The 19,912-nt window shown below is 70.3% G+C and carries 19 protein-coding genes; 10 read left to right on the forward strand and 9 right to left on the reverse strand.

Annotated features, from left to right (window positions below):
• Positions 1–41: 41 nt before the first annotated feature.
• The gene (locus KHU32_RS01890) at positions 42–1,022 is read left to right on the forward strand and encodes a Bug family tripartite tricarboxylate transporter substrate binding protein (protein WP_213668345.1); all 981 of its coding nucleotides are present in this window, start codon (positions 42–44) and stop codon (positions 1,020–1,022) included.
• Between the two features lie 11 nt (positions 1,023–1,033).
• Here the strand turns inward: KHU32_RS01890 and KHU32_RS01895 are convergent, their stop codons facing one another.
• Positions 1,034–2,335, reverse strand: coding sequence for a hypothetical protein (locus KHU32_RS01895; RefSeq protein ID WP_213668346.1), 1,302 nt, complete (start codon positions 2,333–2,335; stop codon positions 1,034–1,036).
• A 106-nt stretch (positions 2,336–2,441) separates the two neighbouring features.
• Between KHU32_RS01895 and KHU32_RS01900 the strand changes: the two genes are divergently transcribed.
• Positions 2,442–3,140 carry a VWA domain-containing protein gene (locus KHU32_RS01900; RefSeq protein ID WP_213668347.1) on the forward strand — a complete coding sequence of 233 codons (699 nt, stop codon included), beginning with the start codon at positions 2,442–2,444 and terminating at the stop codon, positions 3,138–3,140.
• A 2-nt stretch (positions 3,141–3,142) separates the two neighbouring features.
• Complete coding sequence (locus KHU32_RS01905; protein ID WP_213668348.1) at positions 3,143–3,817, forward strand: J domain-containing protein; 675 nt, start codon at positions 3,143–3,145, stop codon at positions 3,815–3,817.
• 21 nt (positions 3,818–3,838) lie between these two features.
• On the opposite strand, the gene KHU32_RS01910 is transcribed toward KHU32_RS01905, so the two are convergent.
• Complete coding sequence (locus tag KHU32_RS01910) at positions 3,839–4,690, reverse strand: LysR family transcriptional regulator (RefSeq protein ID WP_213668349.1); 852 nt, start codon at positions 4,688–4,690, stop codon at positions 3,839–3,841.
• A 109-nt stretch (positions 4,691–4,799) separates the two neighbouring features.
• Between KHU32_RS01910 and KHU32_RS01915 the strand changes: the two genes are divergently transcribed.
• Together KHU32_RS01915 and KHU32_RS01920 are read left to right on the forward strand one after the other, a co-directional pair.
• Entirely contained in the window at positions 4,800–5,183 is a 384-nt protein-coding gene (locus tag KHU32_RS01915) for a tautomerase family protein (protein WP_347265495.1), read from the forward strand.
• A 4-nt stretch (positions 5,184–5,187) separates the two neighbouring features.
• On the forward strand, positions 5,188–6,396 hold the full coding sequence (locus tag KHU32_RS01920) for a pyridoxal phosphate-dependent aminotransferase (RefSeq protein ID WP_249680487.1): 1,209 nt from the start codon (positions 5,188–5,190) through the stop codon (positions 6,394–6,396).
• A 41-nt stretch (positions 6,397–6,437) separates the two neighbouring features.
• On the opposite strand, the gene KHU32_RS01925 is transcribed toward KHU32_RS01920, so the two are convergent.
• Positions 6,438–7,547 carry a DSD1 family PLP-dependent enzyme gene (locus KHU32_RS01925; RefSeq protein WP_213668351.1) on the reverse strand — a complete coding sequence of 370 codons (1,110 nt, stop codon included), beginning with the start codon at positions 7,545–7,547 and terminating at the stop codon, positions 6,438–6,440.
• Between the two features lie 47 nt (positions 7,548–7,594).
• Here KHU32_RS01925 and KHU32_RS01930 point away from each other — a divergent pair, with 47 nt between their 5' ends.
• From KHU32_RS01930 to KHU32_RS01940, 3 genes are all read left to right on the forward strand, one after another.
• The gene (locus tag KHU32_RS01930) at positions 7,595–8,857 is read left to right on the forward strand and encodes a flavin monoamine oxidase family protein (protein WP_213668352.1); all 1,263 of its coding nucleotides are present in this window, start codon (positions 7,595–7,597) and stop codon (positions 8,855–8,857) included.
• Positions 8,858–8,893: 36 nt separating this feature from the next.
• Positions 8,894–10,471, forward strand: coding sequence for an ABC transporter substrate-binding protein (locus tag KHU32_RS01935; protein WP_213668353.1), 1,578 nt, complete (start codon positions 8,894–8,896; stop codon positions 10,469–10,471).
• A gap of 180 nt (positions 10,472–10,651) precedes the next feature.
• Entirely contained in the window at positions 10,652–11,344 is a 693-nt protein-coding gene (locus KHU32_RS01940; protein ID WP_213668354.1) for a hypothetical protein, read from the forward strand.
• A 33-nt stretch (positions 11,345–11,377) separates the two neighbouring features.
• Here KHU32_RS01940 and KHU32_RS01945 read toward each other — a convergent pair whose 3' ends face one another.
• The 6 genes from KHU32_RS01945 to KHU32_RS01970 form a co-directional block, all read right to left on the reverse strand.
• Positions 11,378–12,181: an alpha/beta fold hydrolase gene (locus KHU32_RS01945; RefSeq protein ID WP_213669629.1), complete on the reverse strand. Its 804-nt coding sequence runs from the start codon at positions 12,179–12,181 to the stop codon at positions 11,378–11,380.
• Between the two features lie 106 nt (positions 12,182–12,287).
• Positions 12,288–13,268 carry a Bug family tripartite tricarboxylate transporter substrate binding protein gene (locus KHU32_RS01950; RefSeq protein WP_213668355.1) on the reverse strand — a complete coding sequence of 327 codons (981 nt, stop codon included), beginning with the start codon at positions 13,266–13,268 and terminating at the stop codon, positions 12,288–12,290.
• Positions 13,269–13,358: 90 nt separating this feature from the next.
• Positions 13,359–14,771: a phosphoglucomutase/phosphomannomutase PgmG gene (gene pgmG / locus KHU32_RS01955; protein ID WP_213668356.1), complete on the reverse strand. Its 1,413-nt coding sequence runs from the start codon at positions 14,769–14,771 to the stop codon at positions 13,359–13,361.
• Positions 14,771–16,090 carry a UDP-glucose dehydrogenase family protein gene (locus KHU32_RS01960; protein WP_213668357.1) on the reverse strand — a complete coding sequence of 440 codons (1,320 nt, stop codon included), beginning with the start codon at positions 16,088–16,090 and terminating at the stop codon, positions 14,771–14,773. Before KHU32_RS01960 ends, pgmG begins: the two co-directional genes overlap by 1 nt.
• Before the next feature lie 136 nt (positions 16,091–16,226).
• Entirely contained in the window at positions 16,227–17,096 is an 870-nt protein-coding gene (gene galU / locus KHU32_RS01965) for a UTP--glucose-1-phosphate uridylyltransferase GalU (RefSeq protein ID WP_213668358.1), read from the reverse strand.
• Positions 17,097–17,196: 100 nt separating this feature from the next.
• Positions 17,197–18,486: a D-alanyl-D-alanine carboxypeptidase family protein gene (locus KHU32_RS01970; RefSeq protein ID WP_213668359.1), complete on the reverse strand. Its 1,290-nt coding sequence runs from the start codon at positions 18,484–18,486 to the stop codon at positions 17,197–17,199.
• A gap of 278 nt (positions 18,487–18,764) precedes the next feature.
• On the opposite strand from KHU32_RS01970, the gene KHU32_RS01975 reads away from it, so the two are divergent.
• Positions 18,765–19,271 carry a phasin family protein gene (locus KHU32_RS01975; protein ID WP_249680490.1) on the forward strand — a complete coding sequence of 169 codons (507 nt, stop codon included), beginning with the start codon at positions 18,765–18,767 and terminating at the stop codon, positions 19,269–19,271.
• Between the two features lie 217 nt (positions 19,272–19,488).
• Entirely contained in the window at positions 19,489–19,818 is a 330-nt protein-coding gene (gene clpS, locus KHU32_RS01980; RefSeq protein ID WP_213668361.1) for an ATP-dependent Clp protease adapter ClpS, read from the forward strand.
• The last annotated feature ends 94 nt before the right edge of the window (positions 19,819–19,912 follow it).

A 19,912-nucleotide genomic window follows, 5' to 3' on the forward strand; every position in this document is an offset into this window, starting at 1 on the left:
TGACATCCCGGTGGACTGTCCATGCGCCGGGGATTCTCCTCATGCTGTTTCCGCGTCGCCTTCTCCTTCCGAGCCTGGCCGCCGTGCCGACGGTGGCGCTGGCCATCGACCTCCCGCCCGGCTGGCCGGACCGGCCGCTGCGCTTCATCCTCCCCGCCGCGGGCGGCGCCGGCACCGCCGATACGCTGGCCCGCATCCTGGCGCAGGAGATGGACAAGCGCCTGCCGCAGCGCACGCTGGTGGACAACCGGCCCGGCGCGAACGGCAATGTGGGCGCCACCGCCGCGGCGCGCGCCGCCCCTGACGGGCACACCATCCTCTTCACCTGGGCGGGCACGATGGCGACCAACCCCGCCCTCTACCGCGACCTGCCCTATGATCCCCGCCGCGATTTCGAGCCGGTGATCCTGCTCGGCAACGTGCCCAACGTGCTGGTCGTGAACAACGCGCTGCCGGTGCACAGCCTCGCCGAGCTGACCGATTACCTGAAGACCCATCCGGGCCAGGTCTCCTTCGGCTCCTCGGGCAATGGCAGTTCCATGCACCTGGCCGGCGAGCTGTACCGCCAGGCCACGGGAACCGAGATGGTGCACGTGCCCTATAACGGCATCGGCCAGGGCTTCACGGACCTCTTCGCCGGCCGCATCCAGGTGATGTTCAACCTCGTGACCGGCGCGCAGCCGCAGATCCGCGCGGGTCAGGTACGGCCCATCGCCGTGCTGAGCGACCGCCGCTCCGTGGTGCTGCCGGAGGTCCCGACGACGGCCGAGCTCGGCATGCCGGGGCTGGAATTCGGCAGCTGGTTCTGCCTGATGCTGCCCCGGCGCACGCCCGCGCCCATCGCCCAGGCGCTGAACGCGCTGGTGAACGAGATCCTGCAGGACCCGGAAGGCCGCCAGCGGCTGGAGGCGCAGGGCCTCGACATCATCGGCGGCGAACCCGGACGGCTGTCAGCCCTGCTCGAGAGCGAGCTGCAGCGCCACGCCGCGCTGGTCCGGTTCGCGGGGCTCAGCCTTCAGTAGGCACCCCGCCGTCAGCGCGCGGTAAGCGTCAGCCCCAGCAGGTCCTGCCAGCCGGCCAGGTTCGCCGGCGGCTTCTGCTGCAGCCGCATCAGCGCGACCGGCGCGCCCGGGTTGGCCGCCAGCTCCAGCGCCGTGGCCTCGCCGCGCAGGAAGCGCTGCGCGGCCTCGCGGGCCGCGGCCAGCCTGGGCCCGTTCAGGATCGCCCCCGCCTGCTCCACGAGCCGCTGGCGGAAGCTCTCCTCCGGCACGCCCTCGCGCTCGGCCGTCGTGCGGACCCAGCGGCGGAACAGCGAGAAGTCGGCGTAGCGGAGCCGCGCGGAGATCAGGCGGATCTCCGCCGCCCGCTGCGGGTCCATGTGCTCGGGGATATTGTCGGCGCGCAGCGCGAGGCCGAGCTCGCCCGCATCGCGCAGCTCGACGCTGAGGACCGGGATGTCGAGCACGCCCGTCGAGATGTCGTGCGTGGCCTCCATCCGGGCCTCGGCGCGCAGGCTCGTGTAGTTGAGGCGCCGCATCCATTCGGCATAGGGCGGCGCCGCATTCACCTCGAGGCCGCGCAGCGCGAGCGAGCCCGTGGGCGAACGGCCCGGCGTCGCCTCGCCGCGCGCCGTGAGCGAACCCAGCCGCCCGATGACATTGCCGCCCTGGCTGAGCGTCACGCTCTCGATGTCCAGGCTGGAGCTGCCCGAGCGCGCCGCCGGCTGGCGCTGCTCCATGATCGCCGAGAGTACCTCCGCCGCGTCGAGTCCGCCGAAGGCGATCCGCGCGATGGTGAGGCGATCCAGCATGCCGCCGCTGAGGCCGACCTCGAGGGCGGTGAGGTTCGCGGAGCCGGCGCGCCCGCCGCCGAAATTCTCGACGCTGATCGCGCCGATATTCACGGGCGAGCGGCCCGCGCTGCGCCAGTTCTCGAGCCGCAGGAGATCGGCGCTGACGTCGCTCGGCCGCGGCGGCCGGCCGCCGCGATCCTGCCGGACGGTCAGCCCCTCGAGGTCCAGGCGATCGAGCGTGGCGGTGACCTGCCCGCCGCCGATCTGGATTTCGCGCAGCGAGAGCCGGGCGATGCCGTCATCCCGCAGCCCGTCGAGCCGGGCTTCCGCAATGCGGATGGTCTCGGCGCCCCTGGTCAGGACCACCGCCGTCAGGGCCGCGCTGCCCTGCACGTCAGTCGCCGTCGCCGTGCCGTAGGCGAGCGTCGCGCCCGGGCCGAGCAGGCGGCGGAGCTGGGCAACGGCGGGAGGCTCCGCGGAGGGCTGCGCCAGCGCCGGCAGCACCAGGACGGAAAGGAAAGCCGCGAGGATCATCTTGCGCATGCGAGCGAATTTACCCTCGCCGCAGCGAGAAACACCACCCCGAAGCTTACCTCGTTGTCATCCGCCCCTGGCGTCGGGGCCCCGCATGGACCATGTGTGGAGAAGGATGACACAGCTCCCGGCCAAGCCCGGCAATGCCGCCGTCGCCGCCTTCCTCCGGAAGGTGAACTCGCTTCCCGCCGTTCACGCGGGGCGCGGCGGGGGGCGGCTGATCTTCGCGGTGGACGCCACCGCCTCGCGCCAGCCCGCCTGGGACCGCGCCTGCCACCTGCAGTCCGAGATGTTCTCCGCGACGCGCGACCTCGGCGGCCTTGCGGTGCAGCTCGCCTATTGGCGCGGCTACATGGAATTCGCGGCGACGCCCTTCCTGACCGACACGGCCGAGCTGGCGCGGCGCATGTCCGGCGTCACCGTGCTGGGCGGCCAGACGCAGATCCTGCGCGTGCTGGAGCATGCGCTGGCCGAGACGAAGCGCGAGCGCGTCCACGCCATCGTGCTGGTGGGCGACGCCTTCGAGGAGGCGGTCGATCCGATCAGCCACCTCGCCGGGCAGCTCGGCATGCATGGGACGCCGGCCTTCTGCTTCCAGGAAGGCCGCGACCGGACCGCGGAGGCGGGCTTCCGGCAGGTCGCCAAGCTGTCGGGCGGCGCCTGGGCGCCCTTCGACGCGAGCAGTGCCGAGGCGCTGCGGGAGCTGCTGCGCGCGGTCGCCGTTTTCGCGGCGGGCGGGCGCTCGGCCCTGGCGCGGCTGCCGGGCGGCGCCGCCTCGCGCATCGCGGGCCAGCTCCCCGCTCCGAAGGCCTGAGGATGGTCGCGCTGGCGATTGGCGGCCTGGTGCTGCTCTCGGCCATCGGGCTGCTGCATGCCTTCGCGAATGCGCGGCCGGCGACGGTCAGGACGGCGGTGGTCTGGAGCCTCGGCACGCTGGGCGCGGGGATCTTCGCGCTGATGCTGCTGACCGGCCGCGGCGCCAGCGCGATCTGGGCGCTCGTCATGTTCGCGCCGGCGCTGCAGCAGGCCTGGCGCAGCTGGCGCACGCGGCGGACCTTCAGCCGGCCCGGGGATTCGAGCGGCGTCGACACCGCGACGCTGGAGATGCGCCTCGACCTCGCGACCGGTGCGCTGTCGGGCACCGTGCGGCGCGGCGATTTTTCCGGGCGCAGCCTGGCCTCGCTGGACCGGCCGGAGCTGCTGGCCCTGCTGCGGGATTGCCACGCGCAGGACCCCGAGAGCGTGCCGCTGCTGGAGGCCTGGCTGGACCGGGTGCATCCCGACTGGCGCGAGGAGGAAGCCCCCGCGCCCTCCGGCGGTCCCATGACCCGCGCCGAGGCGCTGGCCGTGCTCGGCCTCCGGGAGGGCGCCAGCGCGGAGGAGATCCGCGCCGCGCATCGCAAGCTGATGCAGGCCGCCCATCCCGACCTCGGCGGCAGCGACTGGCTCGCCAGCCGCATCAACGAGGCGCGGGACCTGCTGCTGAATTGATGTCTCAGCGCGATTGATGTCTCAGCGCGCCGTCGCGCGGATCGCGGCGGCAAGGGCGCGGAGCGAGGCGCGGGCCCGCGGATCCGTCAGGCTCGAATGGATCACGACGTCGAGCGAGGGCAGCGCCGGCAGGCCGAGCCTCGGCCCGAGGTCGACGGCATCCGCCGGCGCCACGCGCCGCCCCAGCGCCGCCACCGCGACGCCCGCCGAGACGGCGGCACCGATGGTGGCGACGCCGCCGCCCACGAAAACCTCCGTCCAGGCGATCCCGGCCTCGTCGAGCGCGGAGACGGCCATGCGCCGCACGCCGCAGGGCTCCGCCTGGGTCGCGAGGCGCAGCGGCTCGCCAGGGCGGTGCTCGAAGTCGGGCGCGCCCATCCAGCCGAAGGCCTCGCGCAGCACGACATCGCCGCCCCGGCGCCCGGCATCGTGCCGCAGGACGATGGCCGCATCGAGGGCGCCGCCATCCAGCCCCTCGATCACCTCGCGCGAGGCGGCGACATGCATCTCGATCACCAGCCCGGGATCGGCGCCGCTCATGCGGCGCAGCAGCAGGGGAAGCTCGGCGCCGATGACGTGATGGCTGATGCCGACGACGAGGCGCCGCCGCTCCAGCCCGAAGGCGCCCAGCGCCGCCTGATGGGCCGCCACCAGGGAGCGCGCCGGCTCCAGGAACAGGGCGCCATCCGGAGAGAGCCGGACGAGACGCGGCGTGCGCTCCAGCAGGCGGCGGCCCAGCTCCTGCTCCAGGCGGCGGATCTTCAGGCTCACCGCGGATTGCGTGGTGCCCAGCGCCTCGGCCGCGCGGGTAAAGCTCTTCAGCTCGGCCACCAGGACGAAGGCCTGGACCGCGCCGGGATCGAGTTCCTTCATCGCCCCATCATTTCAATCTCTCATCTCTAAAATAGACTTTCATATGGTTTCGAAATGATCAACCGCGGCCCAGTTTCACGGCTCACCGTTGAGAGAAACACCGATGCCGTTGACCCGGATTTCCCTGCGGCGGGGAAAATCCCCCGCCTATCGCCAGGCGATCATGGACAGCCTCTACCTGGCCATGCGCGAGACCTTCGAAGTGCCCGAGGACGACCGGTTCATGACCGTGTCCGAGCATGACGGCGACAATTTCAGCTATGGCTCCGGCTTCCTCGACATCGCGCGCAGCGACGACCTGGTCCTGATCCAGCTCACCGTCAGCAACACGCGCAGCGTCGCGCAGAAGAAGGCGCTGTTCCGGCGGATCGCGGAGCGCCTGTCCGAAAGCCCCGGCCTGCGGCCCGAGGACGTCTTCATCAACCTCGTCGAGGTCGCGCGGGAGAACTGGTCCTTCGGCCACGGCCTCGCGCAATACGTGCAGGAGGGCTGACGCCATGGGGATCGAAACCCTCGCGCCGCGCCTGGCCGGAATCGGCACCTCGCCCGCCGCCGTGCTGCGCCGCCGGGCGCGTGAGCTCCGCGCTGCCGGGCGCGACGTCATCGAGCTCTCGTCGGGCGATCTCGACTTCCCGACGCCGCCCCATGTGATCGAGGCCGCCCATCGCGCCGCGCAGGAGGGGGCCACCCGCTACACCAATGTGGACGGCACGCCCGAGCTGAAGGACGCCGTGCGCGAGAAGTTCCTGCGACGCAACGGACTCGACTACGGCCGCGACGAGGTCATCGTCAGCACGGGCTCCACGCAGGCGATCTTCAACGCCTTCTTCGCGACGCTGGCGCCGGGCGACGAGGTCATCGTGCCCGTCCCCTGCTGGGCGCCCTATCTGGACCAGGTGCGCCTCGCCGAAGGGGTTCCGGTGCCGCTGGCCTGCCCGCAGAACAACGGCTTCAAGCTGCGCCCCGCGGATCTCCGTGCCGCGATCGGCAGCCGGACGCGCTGGCTCATCCTCAACAGCCCCGTCAATCCGACCGGCGCCGTCTATGGCCGCGACGAGCTCGCCGCGATCGCCGAGGTGCTGCTGGAGCATCCCGACATCGGCGTCGTCGCGGACAGCCTCTACGAGGACATGGTCTTCGACGGCCGCGCCGTGCCGACCTTGGCCGAGGTGGAGCCGCGCCTGCGGGACCGCGTGCTGACGACCGGCGGCGTCGCCAAGTCCTACGCGATGATGGGCTGGCGCGTGGGTTATGCGGGCGGGCCGGCGCCGCTCATCGCCGCCCTGTCGCGTATCCAGTCGCAGACGACGGGCGGCGCCTCCTCGGTCAGCCAGGCCGCCGCGCTCGCCGCGCTGACCGGCCCGCAGGAGCTCCTGGCCGAGCGCGCGTCCATCCTGGCCAGGCGGCGGGACGCCTTCGCCGCCGCGCTCAATGCCTGCGAGGGCCTGGCCTGCCCGGTGCCGGAGGGGAGCTTCTATCTCTTCATCGATTGCGCCGGCGTGATCGGCAAGCGGACGCCGCAGGGCGCGCGGATCGAGACCGATCGCGACTTCGCCGCCTATCTGCTGGACACGGTGGATGTGGTGGTGGTCGCCGGACAGGATTTCGGCTTGTCGCCCTATATCCGCGCGAGCTTCGCCAATCCGGACGCGCTGCTGGAGGAGGCAGGCCAGCGCATCCGGCGGGCCTGCGCCGCACTGCGCTGAAAAGCGCCCCTGGCCCGTGCGCGGGCCAGGGGCATGTGGCCTCAGGCCATCGCGCCGCGCGCGGCGACCGGCCAGAGGCTTTCCACCCGGCCCTTCCGCACGCCGACATACCAGTCGTAGCGGTCGACCGTCGGGTCGCAATGGCCGGGGATCAGCCGCAGCTTCTCGCCCAGGCGCGGGCGCAGCGCGGGATCCTCCACCGTCAGCTTCCCGTGCTCGTCCGAGGCGCTGACATAGGAGACACCGGGCCGGCCGGAGACGACGGGGAAGCCGCTATCGGTCGGCATCGCCTTGTGGCCGGCATCCACCACCGCGACCTGCGGCGAGGAGGCGCTCATCACCGTCGCCAGCACGAAGAGCGCGTGCTGGAAGGGCGGCGCCTCGGTGTTGCGGGCATAGTCGGCATCCATGAAGGCGTAGGAGCCGGCCTGGAGCTCGGTGTACACGCCGCTCGCCAGCTCGTGCTGGAAGCTGCCGGAGCCGGCGCCGCCCACCACGGGGCATTCGAGCCCGCGCTGGCGCAGCTGCTCCACCGTGCGGCGCGAGGCCTCGACCGCGCTGGCGATGGCCGTCGCGCGGACCTGCGGGTCGCGGATGTGCTGGGCGCTGCCGTGATAGGCCTGGATGCCGTAGAAGCGCAGGTGCTTCGAGGCGGCGATCACCTCCGCCAGGGCCACCGCCGGCGGGCCCGCCTGCACGCCGCAGCGCTTGCCGCCCACGTCGATCTCGACCAGCACGGGGATGCGCACGCCGGCCGCCTCGGCCGCCTGCTCGATGGCCGCGACCTGCGCGGGATCGTCCACGCAGATGGAGACCCGGGAGATCTTCGCCAGCGCCGCGAGACGCGCCAGCTTGCGCGCGCCCACCACCTGGTTGGTCACCATCACGTCGGGCACGCCGCCCCAGGCGAGGATCTCGGCCTCGCCCACCTTCTGCACGCATTGGCCGATGGCGCCGCGGTCCATCTGCAGCCGCGCGATGACCGGCGACTTGTGGGTCTTCGCATGCGCGCGAAGCTTCACATTCGTCCCCGCCAGGAAGCCGGCCATGGTGTCGAGATTGTGCTCGAAGGCGTCGAGGTCGAGGATCAGGGCGGGGGTGTCGACCTCGTCCTCGCGCATGCCGGGTTCGGCGGGAGGGGATTGAAGCATGGACGTTCCTTGCAAAGGCGCGGGTATTGGAAAGGCATGATGCGGTGATGCGGCGGAATGATCCAGACGTGGTGGTCATCGGCGCGGGCTGCGCCGGCATCGCGGCGGCGCGCGCCCTCGTCGCCGCAGGGAAAAGCTGCGCGGTGCTGGAGGCGGGGAGCCGCGTGGGCGGCCGGGCGCATACCTCGGGCACGCTGGGCACGCCCTTCGACCGCGGCGCCACCTGGCTGCATCAGGCGCAGGAAAATCCGCTGACCGCTTTCATCGGCGCGCATATCGATCACGACACGGTGCGCGGCCGGCACTTGCATCTGGGCGACCGCTTCGCGAATCGCGCCGAGCTCGCCGCCTATGAGCGCGCCCTCGATGTCTTCGAGACGGCCATCGTCGAAGCCCCGCCCGAGCCCGACCGCGCGGTGTCCGAGGTGGTGCCGCAGGGCGGCCCCTGGGATGCGACCATCGCGCATTGGCTGGGCGCGCAGATCAATGCGGCGGAGCTCTCGCTCATCTCGCTGCGCGACTATGTCGCCGTGGATCTCGAAGGGCCGAACCTGCTGCCGGAGGAAGGCGTCGGCGCGCTGGTGGCGCGGCTGGCGGAAGGCCTGCCGATCCGGCTGGACCACGCGGTCACGCATCTGCGCTGGGACGGGCCGGGCGTGGTCGTGGAAGGCGAATGGGGCACGCTGCGCGCGGGCGCCGCCATCGTCACCGTCTCCACCGGCGTGCTGGCAGCGGGCGGCCTGCGCTTCACGCCTGAGCTGCCCGCCGAGACCCTCGACGCCATCCACGGCCTGCCGCTCGGCCTGCTGACGAAATACGGCTTCCGGACCACGGGCGGGGACCGGCTGGGCATGGCGCCCTTCCATTCCGCGCGGCGCCTGGTGGAGCGGGGCACGCGCGCTTCCATGAGCTGGATCTTCTGGCCCTTCGGGCGTGATCAGGTCTTCGGCTTCGTCGGCGGCGCGCAGGCCTGGGAGCTCTCACGGCAGGGCCTGGCCGCGACGGAAGCCGCGGCCCGGGCCGATTTCGCCGCGATGTTCGGCGGGGAGGGCGCGCGCCTGCTGGGCCCGGCCGTCATCGCCGATTGGGGCGCCGACCCGCTCTTCCGCGGCAGCTACACCCATGCGCGGCCGGGCCATCACGAATCCCGCGCATGGCTGGCGCGGCCGCTCGCCGGCGGCCGGCTGCGCTTCGCCGGCGAGGCCTGCCACTCGCGCTTCGCCGGCACGGTCGCCGGCGCCTGGCTCTCCGGCGAGGCCGCTGCGAGGGGCCTCCTGGACAAGCGCGGCACGGTGGCCGACGCTTCCTGAAGCGGCGCGGATGACGCCGGTCCAGGAGAGGTTTCAATGTCCATCAGCCGCCGCGGTCTCGCGGCTCTCGCCGCCCTTCCGCTCGCCGCCCCGGCCTTCGCCCAGAACCGGGGCGATCCGCGCGTGCTGCGGATCAAGCTCTTCGGCGATCTGCGGGCCCTCGATCCCTTCGTCAGCCCCGAATACATGGCCCGCAACCATGGCTACATGGTTTACGACACGCTCTTCGCGCTGGATTCGAAGATGCGCCCGCAACCGCAGATGGTCGCGAGCCACAGCACCAGCCCCGACGGCCTGACCTGGAACTTCACCCTTCGCGACAATCTCCGCTTCCACGACGGCGCGCCCGTCACCAGCGAGGACGTCATCGCCTCGCTGCGGCGCTGGTCCATCCGTGACGGGCATGGCGGGCAAATGCTGGCCGAGGGCAACCGCCTGGAGGCCGTGGATGCGAAGAGCTTCCGCCTCGTGCTGCAGCGCCCCTGGCCGCTGGTGCTGGACGCGCTGGCGAAGCCCTCGGGCCTGCCCGCCTTCATCATGCCGGCCCGCATCGCCTCCACGCCCATCACCACGCCCATCACCGATGCCACGGGCTCCGGCCCCTACAAGCTGGCGCGCGAGGATTGGCGCCTCGGCGACCGCACCACCTATCGCCGCAACACCGACTACGTGCCGCGCGCCGAGCCCTCGGACGGCCTGGCCGGTGCCAAGATCGGCAAGGTCGACGTCATCGAATGGGTGTCGCTGCCCGACGCGGCGACGGCCCTGAACGCGCTGCAGACCGGCGAGCTCGACATCTTCGAGGAGCTTCCGCCGGACCTCTTCCCCGTGGTCCAGCGCAACCGCAACCTGCGCCTCGCCGCGCAGGACAATGCGGGCGTGCAGCCGAGCTTCCGGATGAACCACGTCGTCGCGCCCTTCGACAATGTGAAACTGCGCCAGGCGATGCGCCTGCTGGTGGATCCGGCCGAGATGATGCCGGCCTATATGACCGATCCCGCGCGCTGGCAGGATTGCCGGAGCTTCTTCCCCTGCTCCTCGCCCTTCCACACGAGCGAGGGCTGGGTCACGCCGAACCTCGACCTCGCGCGCACGGCTGTGCAGCAATCGGGCTATGACGGGACGCCCGTCGTCATCCTGGATGCGCAGGACAGCACGATCAGCAGCACCTTCGCGCGCGTCTCGGCCGACCGGCTGCGGCGCGTGGGCATGAACGTCGACCTCCAGGCCATGGACTGGGCGACGCTGGTGACGCGCCGCCTCTCCAAGAACCCGTCGAACCAGGGCGGCTGGAACCTCTTCGTCTCGGCGCCGGCGGCGGTGGATATCATGGACCCGGTCAGCCACAACGGCATGCGCGCGGCCGCGGCACGGACCGCCCTGCCCGGCTGGCCCGACGATCCGGAGCTGGAGCGCCTGCGCGACGCCTTCGCCGCGGCCGGCACGCTTGAGGAGCGCCGCCGCCTGGCCATGGCCTCGCAGCTGCGCGCGCTGGAGGTGGTGCCCTATATCCCCATCGGCATGATGAGCCTGGTGCGCGGCCACAGCGCGCGGCTCTCCGGCATCCTGGAAGCGGCGATCCCGGTCTACTGGAACATCACCAAGGCGGCGTGAAAGCGCGGGCGGCGCAGGCCAACAGGGCCTGTGCCGCCCGACCATCGGGCGGTTTCGGGAAGAGAAGGCACTCAAGGTATTTCATGAATTTTCATGACTATATGGCGAATATATTTACTTGATATAAATCAGTCTCAATAATAACAATCCGCGCCAATACTCGAACGTCGTGGAAATCCGATGCCGCTTCCCCCGCCCGATTCCATCGAGACGCTCTTCGGCTTCCTCCGCCCCTATTCCAACAGCACGACCTTCGGCCCGTTCAACGAGGTCAGGGACAAGCTCATCAAGATCGCCAAGATGGCGGGTATGGCCGGCGTCCAGAGCGGGCTGCAAATGGGCATCACCTCGGCCGTTGCAACGGCCGGCGTGGCCTCCGGCGTCTCGCTGGCCGTGACAAGCTTCGCAACCATTGGCTCGGCGATCGGGCCCTGGCTGAGTGCTGCGGCCGTCTACAAAAAGGCCGACGGCATCTTCGCCCTGCACGACCTCAAAGACTTCGCGAGCGGCCGGCGCAAGGGGATCTACACGTGCAGCTGCGGGAAATGCGCGGCGGGCCTGGAATACGTCATCAACAAGAAGGAGAACAACGTCGTCATCATCGCCCTGGCGCCATTCACCGGCGGGCTGACGGCAATCGTGGACCGTATCAATTCGGTCCGAAAAAGCCTCCAGAAGAACCGGCCGAAGGAGATGCATTCGCGCCAGTTCGTCGAATCGGCGCGGGACAGTTGCGTCTCCGCTATGGCGGCCATCATGCTGCTCTGCGGAAAATGGCCCGACGACAAACCGCCGGACGAGAACCTGCTGATCGAGGCCGTCACCATCCTCCTCGCGGATGACGGCTGGGCACACCTCAAGTCCAAGTGGTGACCGCCGCCCCGCGCGGGGCGGCGACCAGGCGGCTCAATGCGCGGCCAGGAAGGCCAGCACCTCGCGGTTGAAGGCTTCCGGATTGTCGTGGTTCAGCCCATGCGTCGCCTGCGGCACGACGGCGCGCTGCGTGTCGGGCATGTGCTTCGCCAGCGCCTCGACGATCCGGCCGAATTGCGGCTCGCTGATCTCGCCGCGGATCAGCAGCGTCGGTGCGCGCACCGCCTCGGCCGCTGCGCGGGAATAGGGCTTCCGCTGCTCGTTCATCTGGCCGAGCAGCGTGCGGGCATTGTCGCGGTTGACGGTCTTGCGCTCCTCGGGCCGCCGCTCCCAGGCGCCCGGGCCGCCGGTCTGCTCGGCCACGACGGTCAGCCCGCCGTCGATGTCGCCGGCCTCGATCTTCTGCGCCGCCGCGGAGAAGCCGGCCGCCTGCTTGCCGCCCACCGGCGCGCCGCCGAGGCTTTCGTCGAGCTCCCCGCCCGGCTCGGCCAGGACCAGCGCCTTGACCAGCTCCGGATGCCGCTCGGCCACGCGGAAGGCAATATGACCGCCGCGCGAATGGCCGAGGAGACGCACCGGCCCGGCCTTCAGCGCGCGGATGAAGCCCGCAACGTCCTCGACATGACGGTCGATGGTGAAGTCGCCGCCCTCGCTCCAGTCGCCCGGCCAGGCATGCCGCATGCTGAGCGACATGACGTGATACTTCGCCGCGAAGGCCTCCATCTGCGGGCCGAAGCTACGCTGGTCACCCAGCGTGCCATGGATCAGCAGCAGCGACTCGCCGCTGCCGGCCTCGGCATAGGCGATGGGGTAGTCGTCAACGGTGATGATTGGAATGGTCGTCGCTCCCGATGGGGTTTGGACGAGCCTAGATCGGCATCCGCCGCGGGGAAATCACCGCGGCGGCAAATACGGGCCCCACCCTAAGGGCGGCGCCTCGACCTCACTCCACCCGCATGTTCAGCGACTGCACCAGCGGTCGCACCGTCGCGATCTGGCCGTGCACCTGCTGCGTGAACTCGGCGCGGCTGTTGCCGCCGGGCTCCGCGCCGAGCTCCGCGATCCGCGCCGCGACCGGCGGGTGCCGCGTGGCGGCCGCGATCTCGGCCTGGAGCTTCACCAGCACCGGCTCGGGCGTGCGGGCGGGCGCGAAGAAGCCGTTCCAGCCCAGCAGCTCAGCATTGGGGAAGCCCTGCTCGCGTACCGTGGCCACGTTGGGCATGGCCGTCGCCCGCGTCTCCGCAAGGGTCGCGATGGGCTTGAGCGCACCGCCGCGCATGTGCTGCAGCGAGGAAGAGAGCTGGTCGCCGCCGAACTGGATGCGCCCGGCCAGCAGGTCCTGCACCAGCGGCGCCGCGCCGCGGAAGGGCACGTGCTCCATGTTGAAGCCCGCGTCGCGCTTCAGCACCTCGGCGATCAGGTTCACCGTGCTGCCCGGGCCGGTCGAGCCGTAGAAAGGCGGCGTCGGCCGCGTCTTCGCCCAGGCGACGAATTCCGCGATGTTGTTCGCCGGCACGTCGCCGGCCACCAGCAGCATCATGGGCACGTTGGCGCCCAGCGTGATGGGCGCGAAGTCGCGCTCGATGGAATGCGGCGCGCGGTTGGCGAATTCCAGCGCCGCCGTCGTCGTGCTGAAGGTGAGGTTGTGGAAGAGCAGCGTCTGCCCGTCCGGCGCCGCCTTGGCCACCACATCCGCGCCGATGGAGCCGCCCGCGCCGCCGCGGTTCTCCACGACGACCGAGGCGCCCAGCGTTTCCGTCAGGCGCTGCGACAGCAGGCGGGCCAGCACGTCGGTGGTGCCGCCCGCCGGGAAGGGGACGATGACGCGGACGGGTCCGCTGGGCGTCCATCCCTGCGCGCGGCCGAGAGCCGGCGCAGCGACGACACCGGCTGCCGCGGCAGCCAGGGAACGGCGGGTAAACATCGATGGACGGCCTCCTGTCGGAGCCGCTTGCCGGCGGCTCTCGTTCAGGACAGTTGGCCGCGCAGATGACGCGCCGTCAATGTGCCGCGTTCAGTGCCCGGCGTTCTGCCCGGAGAAATCCGGCGCCGCGAGGCCGGAGGCCTCCAGCTGGTGCACCAGCAGCGCCTTCAGCCGCTCCAGGCCTTCCTCGGTCTTCGCCTCGGCACGCGCCACCAGCACGGCCTGGGTGTTGGAGGCGCGCAGCAGCCACCAGCCGTCCTCGGTGAGAACGCGCACGCCGTCCACCGCCTGGACCTTCGCGCCGTCGGCGGCAAGGCGGGCCTTCACCTCCTCGATCACCTCGAACTTCCGCGCCTCTTCGCAATCGAAGCGGAGCTCCGGCGTGTTGATCACCTGCGGCAGGGCCTTGCGCATGTCGGCCAGGCTTTCGTCGCTGCGCGCGAGGATGTCGAGCAGCCGGACCGCCGAATAGAGCGCATCGTCGAAGCCGTACCACTTGTCGGCGAAGAAGGTGTGGCCCGACATCTCGCCGGCGAGCGGGCTGCCGGTCTCGGCCATCTTCTGCTTGATGAGGCTGTGGCCGGTCTTCCACATCAGCGGCTCGCCGCCGGCCTTGGCCACCTCGTCGAAGAGCACCTGGCTCGCCTTCACGTCGGCGATGATGGTGGCACCCGGATGGCTCTTCAGCACGTCGCGCGCCAGCACGACCAGCAGCTGGTCGCCGAAGAGCATGTGCCCCTCGCCATCCACCACGCCGATGCGGTCCGCATCGCCGTCGAAGGCGATGCCGAGATCGGCCTTCGTCTCCTTCACCTTGGCGATGATCTGCTCGAGATTCTTCAGCACCGTCGGGTCGGGGTGGTGGTTCGGGAAGGTCCCGTCAATCTCGGCATTGATCAGGTGGTGCGTGCCCGGCAGGCGCTTCACCAGCCGCTCCGTGACCGCGCCGCCCGAGCCGTTGCCCGGATCCCAGACGACGTTCAGCTTCTTCGGGCCGCCGGCATAATCCTTCACCATGCGCTCGATGTAGCTCTCGCTGACATCGACCTCGCGCGAGGAGCCCTTGGTCTCCGCGACGACATCGCCGCTCGCCGCCATGGCGCCCAGCGTCTGGATGTCCTTCCCGAAGAACGGCCGCTTGCCGATCATCATCTTGAAGCCGTTGTAGTCGGGCGGGTTGTGGCTGCCGGTCAGCATCACGGCGCCGTCGGCCTTCTGGTCGTAGCTCGCGAAATAGAGCATCGGCGTCGGCCCGCAGCCCACGCGGATCACCTCCATGCCGGAGGCGACGAGCCCGTCGACCAGGCTCTTCTCGAGCTCGGGCGAGGAGAGGCGGCCGTCCCGGCCCACGGCCACGCGGCCGCCGCCGGCGCGCGACACGATGGTGCCGAAGACGCGGCCGATCGCGAAGGCATCCGCCGGATGCAGGGTTTTCCCGACGATGCCGCGGATGTCGTATTCGCGGAGCGAGGTCTTGTCGAAGACGTGGGAGAAGGCGGCCATCAGGGTCGTCCGATCGAGTGATAGGTGAAGCCAGCCTCGCGCATGGCGGGCGGGTCGTAAACGTTGCGGAGGTCGAGAAGGATGCGGCCCGCCATCGCCCCCGCCAGCTTCGCCGGCGCGATGTTGCGGAACTCGTTCCACTCCGTCAGCAGGACCAGGACATCCGCGCCCGCCGCCGCGTCGATGGCATTGGCGGCGTAATGCACCGCGGCCGGCAGCAACGGCCGCGCGACGTCCATTCCCTCGGGGTCATAGGCGCGGATCTTGGCGCCCGCGGCGACGAGGCGGGGCACGATCTCGAGCGACGGCGCGTCGCGCATGTCGTCGGTCTCGGGCTTGAAGGTCAGGCCGAGCAGGCCGATCGTCTTGCCCTCCACCGAGCCGCCGCAGGCGGCGATCACGCGGTCCGCCATGGCGATCTTGCGGCTGTCGTTCACGGCGATGGTGGTCTCGACGAGGCGCAGCGGCGCTCCCAGCGCCTGGCCGGTGCGCGCGAAGGCCAGCGTGTCCTTCGGGAAGCAGGAGCCGCCATAGCCGGCACCGGCATGCAGGAACTTCCGGCCGATGCGGCCATCGAGGCCGATGCCGCGCGAGACCTGGTGCACGTCCGCGCCGGCTTTCTCGCAGAGATCCGCCACCTCGTTGATGAAGCTGATCTTCATCGCGAGGAAGGCATTGGCCGCGTATTTGATGATCTCGGCCGTCTCCAGCCCCGTCGCGACGATGGGCGTCTCGATCAGGTAGAGCGGCCGGTAGAGGCGCTTCAGCACCGCCAGCGCGCGCTCGCCCGAGGCGCCGTCCTCGACGCCCAGCACGATCCGGTCGGGGCGCATGAAGTCGCCGATGGCCGCCCCCTCGCGCAGGAATTCGGGATTGGAGGCGACGGCGATGTCGAGGTCCGGGCGCGCGGCCGTCACGCGGCGCTTCACCTCCCGGCCCGTGCCGACCGGCACGGTGGACTTGGTGACCAGCACCAACGGCCCCTTGGCCGCGCGGGCCACCTGCTCGGCCGCTGCGAAGACATAGGTCAGGTCTGCATGGCCGTCGCCGCGGCGCGTCGGCGTGCCGACCGCGAGGAAGACCGCCTCCGCCCCGCCGACCGCCTCTTCCAGGTCGGTCGTGAAGGTGAGTCGCCCTTCCCGGGCGTTGTCCGCCACGAGGTTGTCCAGCCCCGGCTCGTAGATGGGGATGCGGCCGGCCTTGAGGGCCGCGATCTTGCTGGCATCCGTATCCACCAGCGCCACGTCCACGCCGAACTCGGCGAAGCAGGCACCGGAGACGAGGCCGACATAGCCGGCCCCGATCATCGCAATTCTCATCGAAGAACCCCCGGGAACCGCATGGCCGGAACAGCATGCGGGTTGAGCATCTGATCCATTCGCTCAAGGCGCAGCAAGAATTTCGTCCCTCCGACCCATGCCACGCGGCACCAGCCCCGGAGGGACGCAGCCGCCTTCAGCGATAATTCGCCAGGAATTCGCGCACTTGTGGGGCGAGATCGGGGCGGTTCAGGGCAAAGGCGATCTGCGCCTCGAGAAAACCGACCTTGTCGCCGCAGTCGAAGCGCCGGCCCTCGTAGCGGACGCCATGGAAGGGCTGGTGGCCGATGAGCTTGGCCATGCCGTCCGTCAGCTGGACTTCGCCGCCCGCACCCTTCTCCATCTTCGCCAGGTGACCGATCACCTCGGGCATCAGGACGTAGCGGCCGATGATGGTGAGGTTGGAAGGCGCCTTGTCGATGGGCGGCTTCTCCACGAGGCCCTTCACGGAGACAAGGTGCCCCATGTCCTTCTCGACATCGAGCACGCCGTAGCGGTTCACGCGCTCCCGCGGCACTTCCTCGATGGCCACGACGTTGCCGCCGGTCTCGCGATAGGCGTCGGCGAGCTGCTTCGTGCAGGAGACGTCGCACATCATCAGGTCGTCGGGCAGCAGGATGGCGAAGGGATCGTCGCCGATGAAGCTTCGGGCGCACCAGATGGCGTGGCCGAGGCCCATCGGCACCTGCTGGCGCGTGGTGACGAGGTTGCCGGGCTGCAGCGCCTGGGAGCGAAGCTCGGCGAGCTCCTTCTCCTTGCCGCGCTCCTCGAGCAGGCGCTCCAGCTCGAAATGGACGTCGAAATGCTCGACGATGGCGGTCTTGCCGCGGCCGGTCACGAAGCAGAACTGCTCGATGCCCGCGGCCCGCGCCTCGTCCACCGCATATTGAATGAGCGGCCGGTCCACGACCGGCAGCATCTCCTTGGCGATCGCCTTGGTGGCGGGGAGGAAACGGGTCCCCAGACCCGCGACCGGCATGACGGCCTTCTTGAGCGGCTTCAGCAACGGGTGTTCCCTTTATCCATTCGCCCCCGTGGTGCCATGCCCGGCCCCGCCGCGGCAAGAGCGAGGGGGGCGGGCCGCCGCGAGAGCCGGCCCGGGATGATCAGTCCCGGTTCCGCGCGACCTGCTGGCGCGGCCCGGTCGCCGCCACGCGGGAGGGGCTGAGCGTCGTCGACTGCGCGGCGCGCGTCGTGGCGCGGCCGGCCGCCTGCTGGACCTGGCGGGCCTGAGGGGCGGCGGCGGCGGCCGCGCGGCGCGTGCGCGTCGCCTGCTGCTGGCGCACGACGGGCTGACGGACGGCCGTCGGACGGACAGTGGCCTGGCGGGTCGCGGCGGTCTGACGTGAAGCCGCCTGGCGGGCGGGCGCTTGGCGCGCCGCGACCTGGCGGGCGGCGGCCGGACGGGACGCGGTGGCCGTCGCGCGGGCGTGGCCGCCGCGCTGACGGACCGCCGGTTCGCGCACGGCGACCTGGCGGGAGGCCACGGCGCGGCGCTGGGCCGGGCTGACCGTCGTGTCCTGGCGGACGGCGATGCGCGGTGGCAGGGCCGCGACGAGCGGCGCCACCGGCCGCACGCCCATGCGGGCGAAGCCGGCGTCCAGCAGCTCGGCCATGCGGTCGTTGCGCTGCGCCCAGGAATTGCCGCCGAAGACGGCACCCACCAGCCGCACGCCATCGCGCTGGGCGGAGGTGACGATGTTGAAGCCGGAGGCATTGATGTAGCCGGTCTTGATCCCGTCGGCGCCCGGATAGTCCCGGAGCATGCCGTTATGGTTACGGATCAGGCGGCTGCCATGCTGGAAATGCGTCAGGGAGAAATAGTGGTAGCGGTCCGGAAAATCCTGGATGAGGCGCCGGCCGAGCAGGGTCATGTCCCGCGCGGTGGTCACCTGCTCCGGATCCGGCAGGCCCGAGGCGTTGCGGAAGGTCGTGCTCGACATGCCGAGCGAGCGCGCCCGCTGCGTCATCATCCGGGCGAAGGTCTGCTCGTCGCCGCCCAGGGTCTCGCCGATCGCGGTCGCGATGTCGTTGGCCGAGCGGGTGACGAGGGCGAGGATGGCGCTCTCGGCTGAAATGCTGCCGCCCGCCGGCACGCCCAGCTTGGAGGGCGGGCGCGAGGCCGCCTCGAAGCTCACCGTGATCGGCGTGGAGAGGGTGATGCGGCCGGCCTGCATGGCCTCGAACAGCATATAGAGTGTCATCATCTTGGTGAGCGAAGCCGGGTGCCGCAGCTCGTCCGCGCCCTCCGCGATCAGGACGTTGCCCGACCTCGCATCGATGACGAAGCCGGAATAGCGTGGGCTGGCGGTGATCTGCGCGCTCGCTCCGGTCGTGAATAGGCCAACGGCCAGGAAAGCGCCGGTGACGGCGCGGAGCACGGCGGATCTGAACATGCGGCTTCCCCAAAGCGGCGGCGGACGTCGCCTCCCCCAAGGTTCGGCCCGCGCTGAAATCTAAAGAAACAGTCGAGGCGCCTTTTGTCCATCCGTTTTCACGCAAAACCATGGCATTCCGCGCCAGGAAAAAGCCGGAAAGCCCGCTGGCCGGAAAATGGTGCACCGCACAAATTTCACTTGCACCGCCCCCGGCCAACCCCTAGATAGGCCTTGTGATGCTGCACCGCAGCAAACTGCCTCCTCGCACCGGGGTGGCGATGCAAGGAGAAATTACCATGGCCAATGCCGCTGACCTGAAGAAGACGATGGCCGACGCCGCCCAGACCGGCGCCGCGCAGGCGAAGCAGATCGCGGAGGCGGGCGTGGCCCAGGCCCGCGTGTCGGTCGAGAAGACCCTCGAGACGGCGCACAAGACCGCCGGCGACGTGATGAAGGCCTCCGAGGAGGCGGTCGAGTTCGGCCGCGGCAACATCGAGGCGTTCAACAAGGCCGCCCAGGTCTACGTGACCGGCATCCAGGACCTCTCGCGCCAGACGGCGACGATGTTCCAGGCCTATTCCGAGCAGGCGATCGAGGCGGCGAAGACCCTCTCCGCGCTGAAGAGCCTCAAGGAAGCCGCCGATTTCCAGGCCTCCTTCACCCGGACCGCCTTCGAGCGCGCCCTGGCCGACGCCACCAAGCTGCAGGAAGCGTCGATGAAGCTGGCCGAGTCCGCCTTCGAGCCGATCTCGGCCCGCGTGACGCTCGCGGTCGAGAAGATCTCCAAGCCGCTGGCGGCCTGACATCGGCCAGCCGGCCGCAACAGCAACGTTGCGACGCCGGCATGACCTGTCCCATGGGCGAGGGCCCGGGCGCCGAACAGGCGTCCGGGCCCTTTCCTTTTGGCCTTTGATCGATGCAAAGCTGGTCACCCCTTTCCGTGGGCAGCCCGCTCCCGATATCCTGTTCCATGGAAACCTGTTTGTGACCGATGACCGGAAGCGAGAGATGAGGATCAGGATGTCCGATCCGGACAAGCGCGACGGCGACGGCGGCCCGACGACGGGCGTCGTCGTCAAGCCCCGGCCGAAGACCAAGAAGCCGGCCATGTACAAGGTCTTGATGCTCAACGACGACTACACGCCGATGGAGTTCGTCGTGCACGTTCTGGAGCGCTTCTTCCAGAAGAACCGCGACGAGGCGACGCGCATCATGATGCATGTCCATCGGCGCGGCGTGGGCGTCTGCGGCGTCTATACCTACGAGGTCGCCGAGACCAAGGTGACCCAGGTGATGGATCTGGCCCGCCAGAACCAGCACCCCCTGCAGTGCACGATTGAAAAAGAGTGACGCCAAAAAAACGTGCGCTTCACGCCACGCAATTGTCTTATGCGTTGGTGTCAGATGTGAGGGCTGGGGGAGAGCCACCACATCGTCATAACCC

Origin of the sequence: Roseococcus pinisoli (assembly GCF_018413645.1) — a bacterium.
GTDB classification, from domain to species: Bacteria; Pseudomonadota; Alphaproteobacteria; order Acetobacterales; family Acetobacteraceae; genus Roseococcus; species Roseococcus pinisoli.

Excerpts from the sequence above, each read along its gene's own strand:
- KHU32_RS01890 (WP_213668345.1), top strand. The coding sequence starts at position 42 with ATGCTGTTTCCGCGTCGCCTTCTCCTTCCGAGCCTGGCCGCCGTGCCG.
- KHU32_RS01895 (WP_213668346.1), bottom strand. The coding sequence starts at position 2,335 with ATGCGCAAGATGATCCTCGCGGCTTTCCTTTCCGTCCTGGTGCTGCCG.
- KHU32_RS01900 (WP_213668347.1), top strand. The coding sequence starts at position 2,442 with ATGACACAGCTCCCGGCCAAGCCCGGCAATGCCGCCGTCGCCGCCTTC.
- KHU32_RS01905 (WP_213668348.1), top strand. The coding sequence starts at position 3,143 with ATGGTCGCGCTGGCGATTGGCGGCCTGGTGCTGCTCTCGGCCATCGGG.
- KHU32_RS01910 (WP_213668349.1), bottom strand. The coding sequence starts at position 4,690 with ATGAAGGAACTCGATCCCGGCGCGGTCCAGGCCTTCGTCCTGGTGGCC.
- KHU32_RS01920 (WP_249680487.1), top strand. The coding sequence starts at position 5,188 with ATGGGGATCGAAACCCTCGCGCCGCGCCTGGCCGGAATCGGCACCTCG.
- KHU32_RS01925 (WP_213668351.1), bottom strand. The coding sequence starts at position 7,547 with ATGCTTCAATCCCCTCCCGCCGAACCCGGCATGCGCGAGGACGAGGTC.
- KHU32_RS01930 (WP_213668352.1), top strand. The coding sequence starts at position 7,595 with ATGCGGCGGAATGATCCAGACGTGGTGGTCATCGGCGCGGGCTGCGCC.
- KHU32_RS01935 (WP_213668353.1), top strand. The coding sequence starts at position 8,894 with ATGTCCATCAGCCGCCGCGGTCTCGCGGCTCTCGCCGCCCTTCCGCTC.
- KHU32_RS01940 (WP_213668354.1), top strand. The coding sequence starts at position 10,652 with ATGCCGCTTCCCCCGCCCGATTCCATCGAGACGCTCTTCGGCTTCCTC.
- KHU32_RS01950 (WP_213668355.1), bottom strand. The coding sequence starts at position 13,268 with ATGTTTACCCGCCGTTCCCTGGCTGCCGCGGCAGCCGGTGTCGTCGCT.
- pgmG (WP_213668356.1), bottom strand. The coding sequence starts at position 14,771 with ATGGCCGCCTTCTCCCACGTCTTCGACAAGACCTCGCTCCGCGAATAC.
- KHU32_RS01960 (WP_213668357.1), bottom strand. The coding sequence starts at position 16,090 with ATGAGAATTGCGATGATCGGGGCCGGCTATGTCGGCCTCGTCTCCGGT.
- KHU32_RS01970 (WP_213668359.1), bottom strand. The coding sequence starts at position 18,486 with ATGTTCAGATCCGCCGTGCTCCGCGCCGTCACCGGCGCTTTCCTGGCC.
- KHU32_RS01975 (WP_249680490.1), top strand. The coding sequence starts at position 18,765 with ATGGCCAATGCCGCTGACCTGAAGAAGACGATGGCCGACGCCGCCCAG.
- clpS (WP_213668361.1), top strand. The coding sequence starts at position 19,489 with ATGTCCGATCCGGACAAGCGCGACGGCGACGGCGGCCCGACGACGGGC.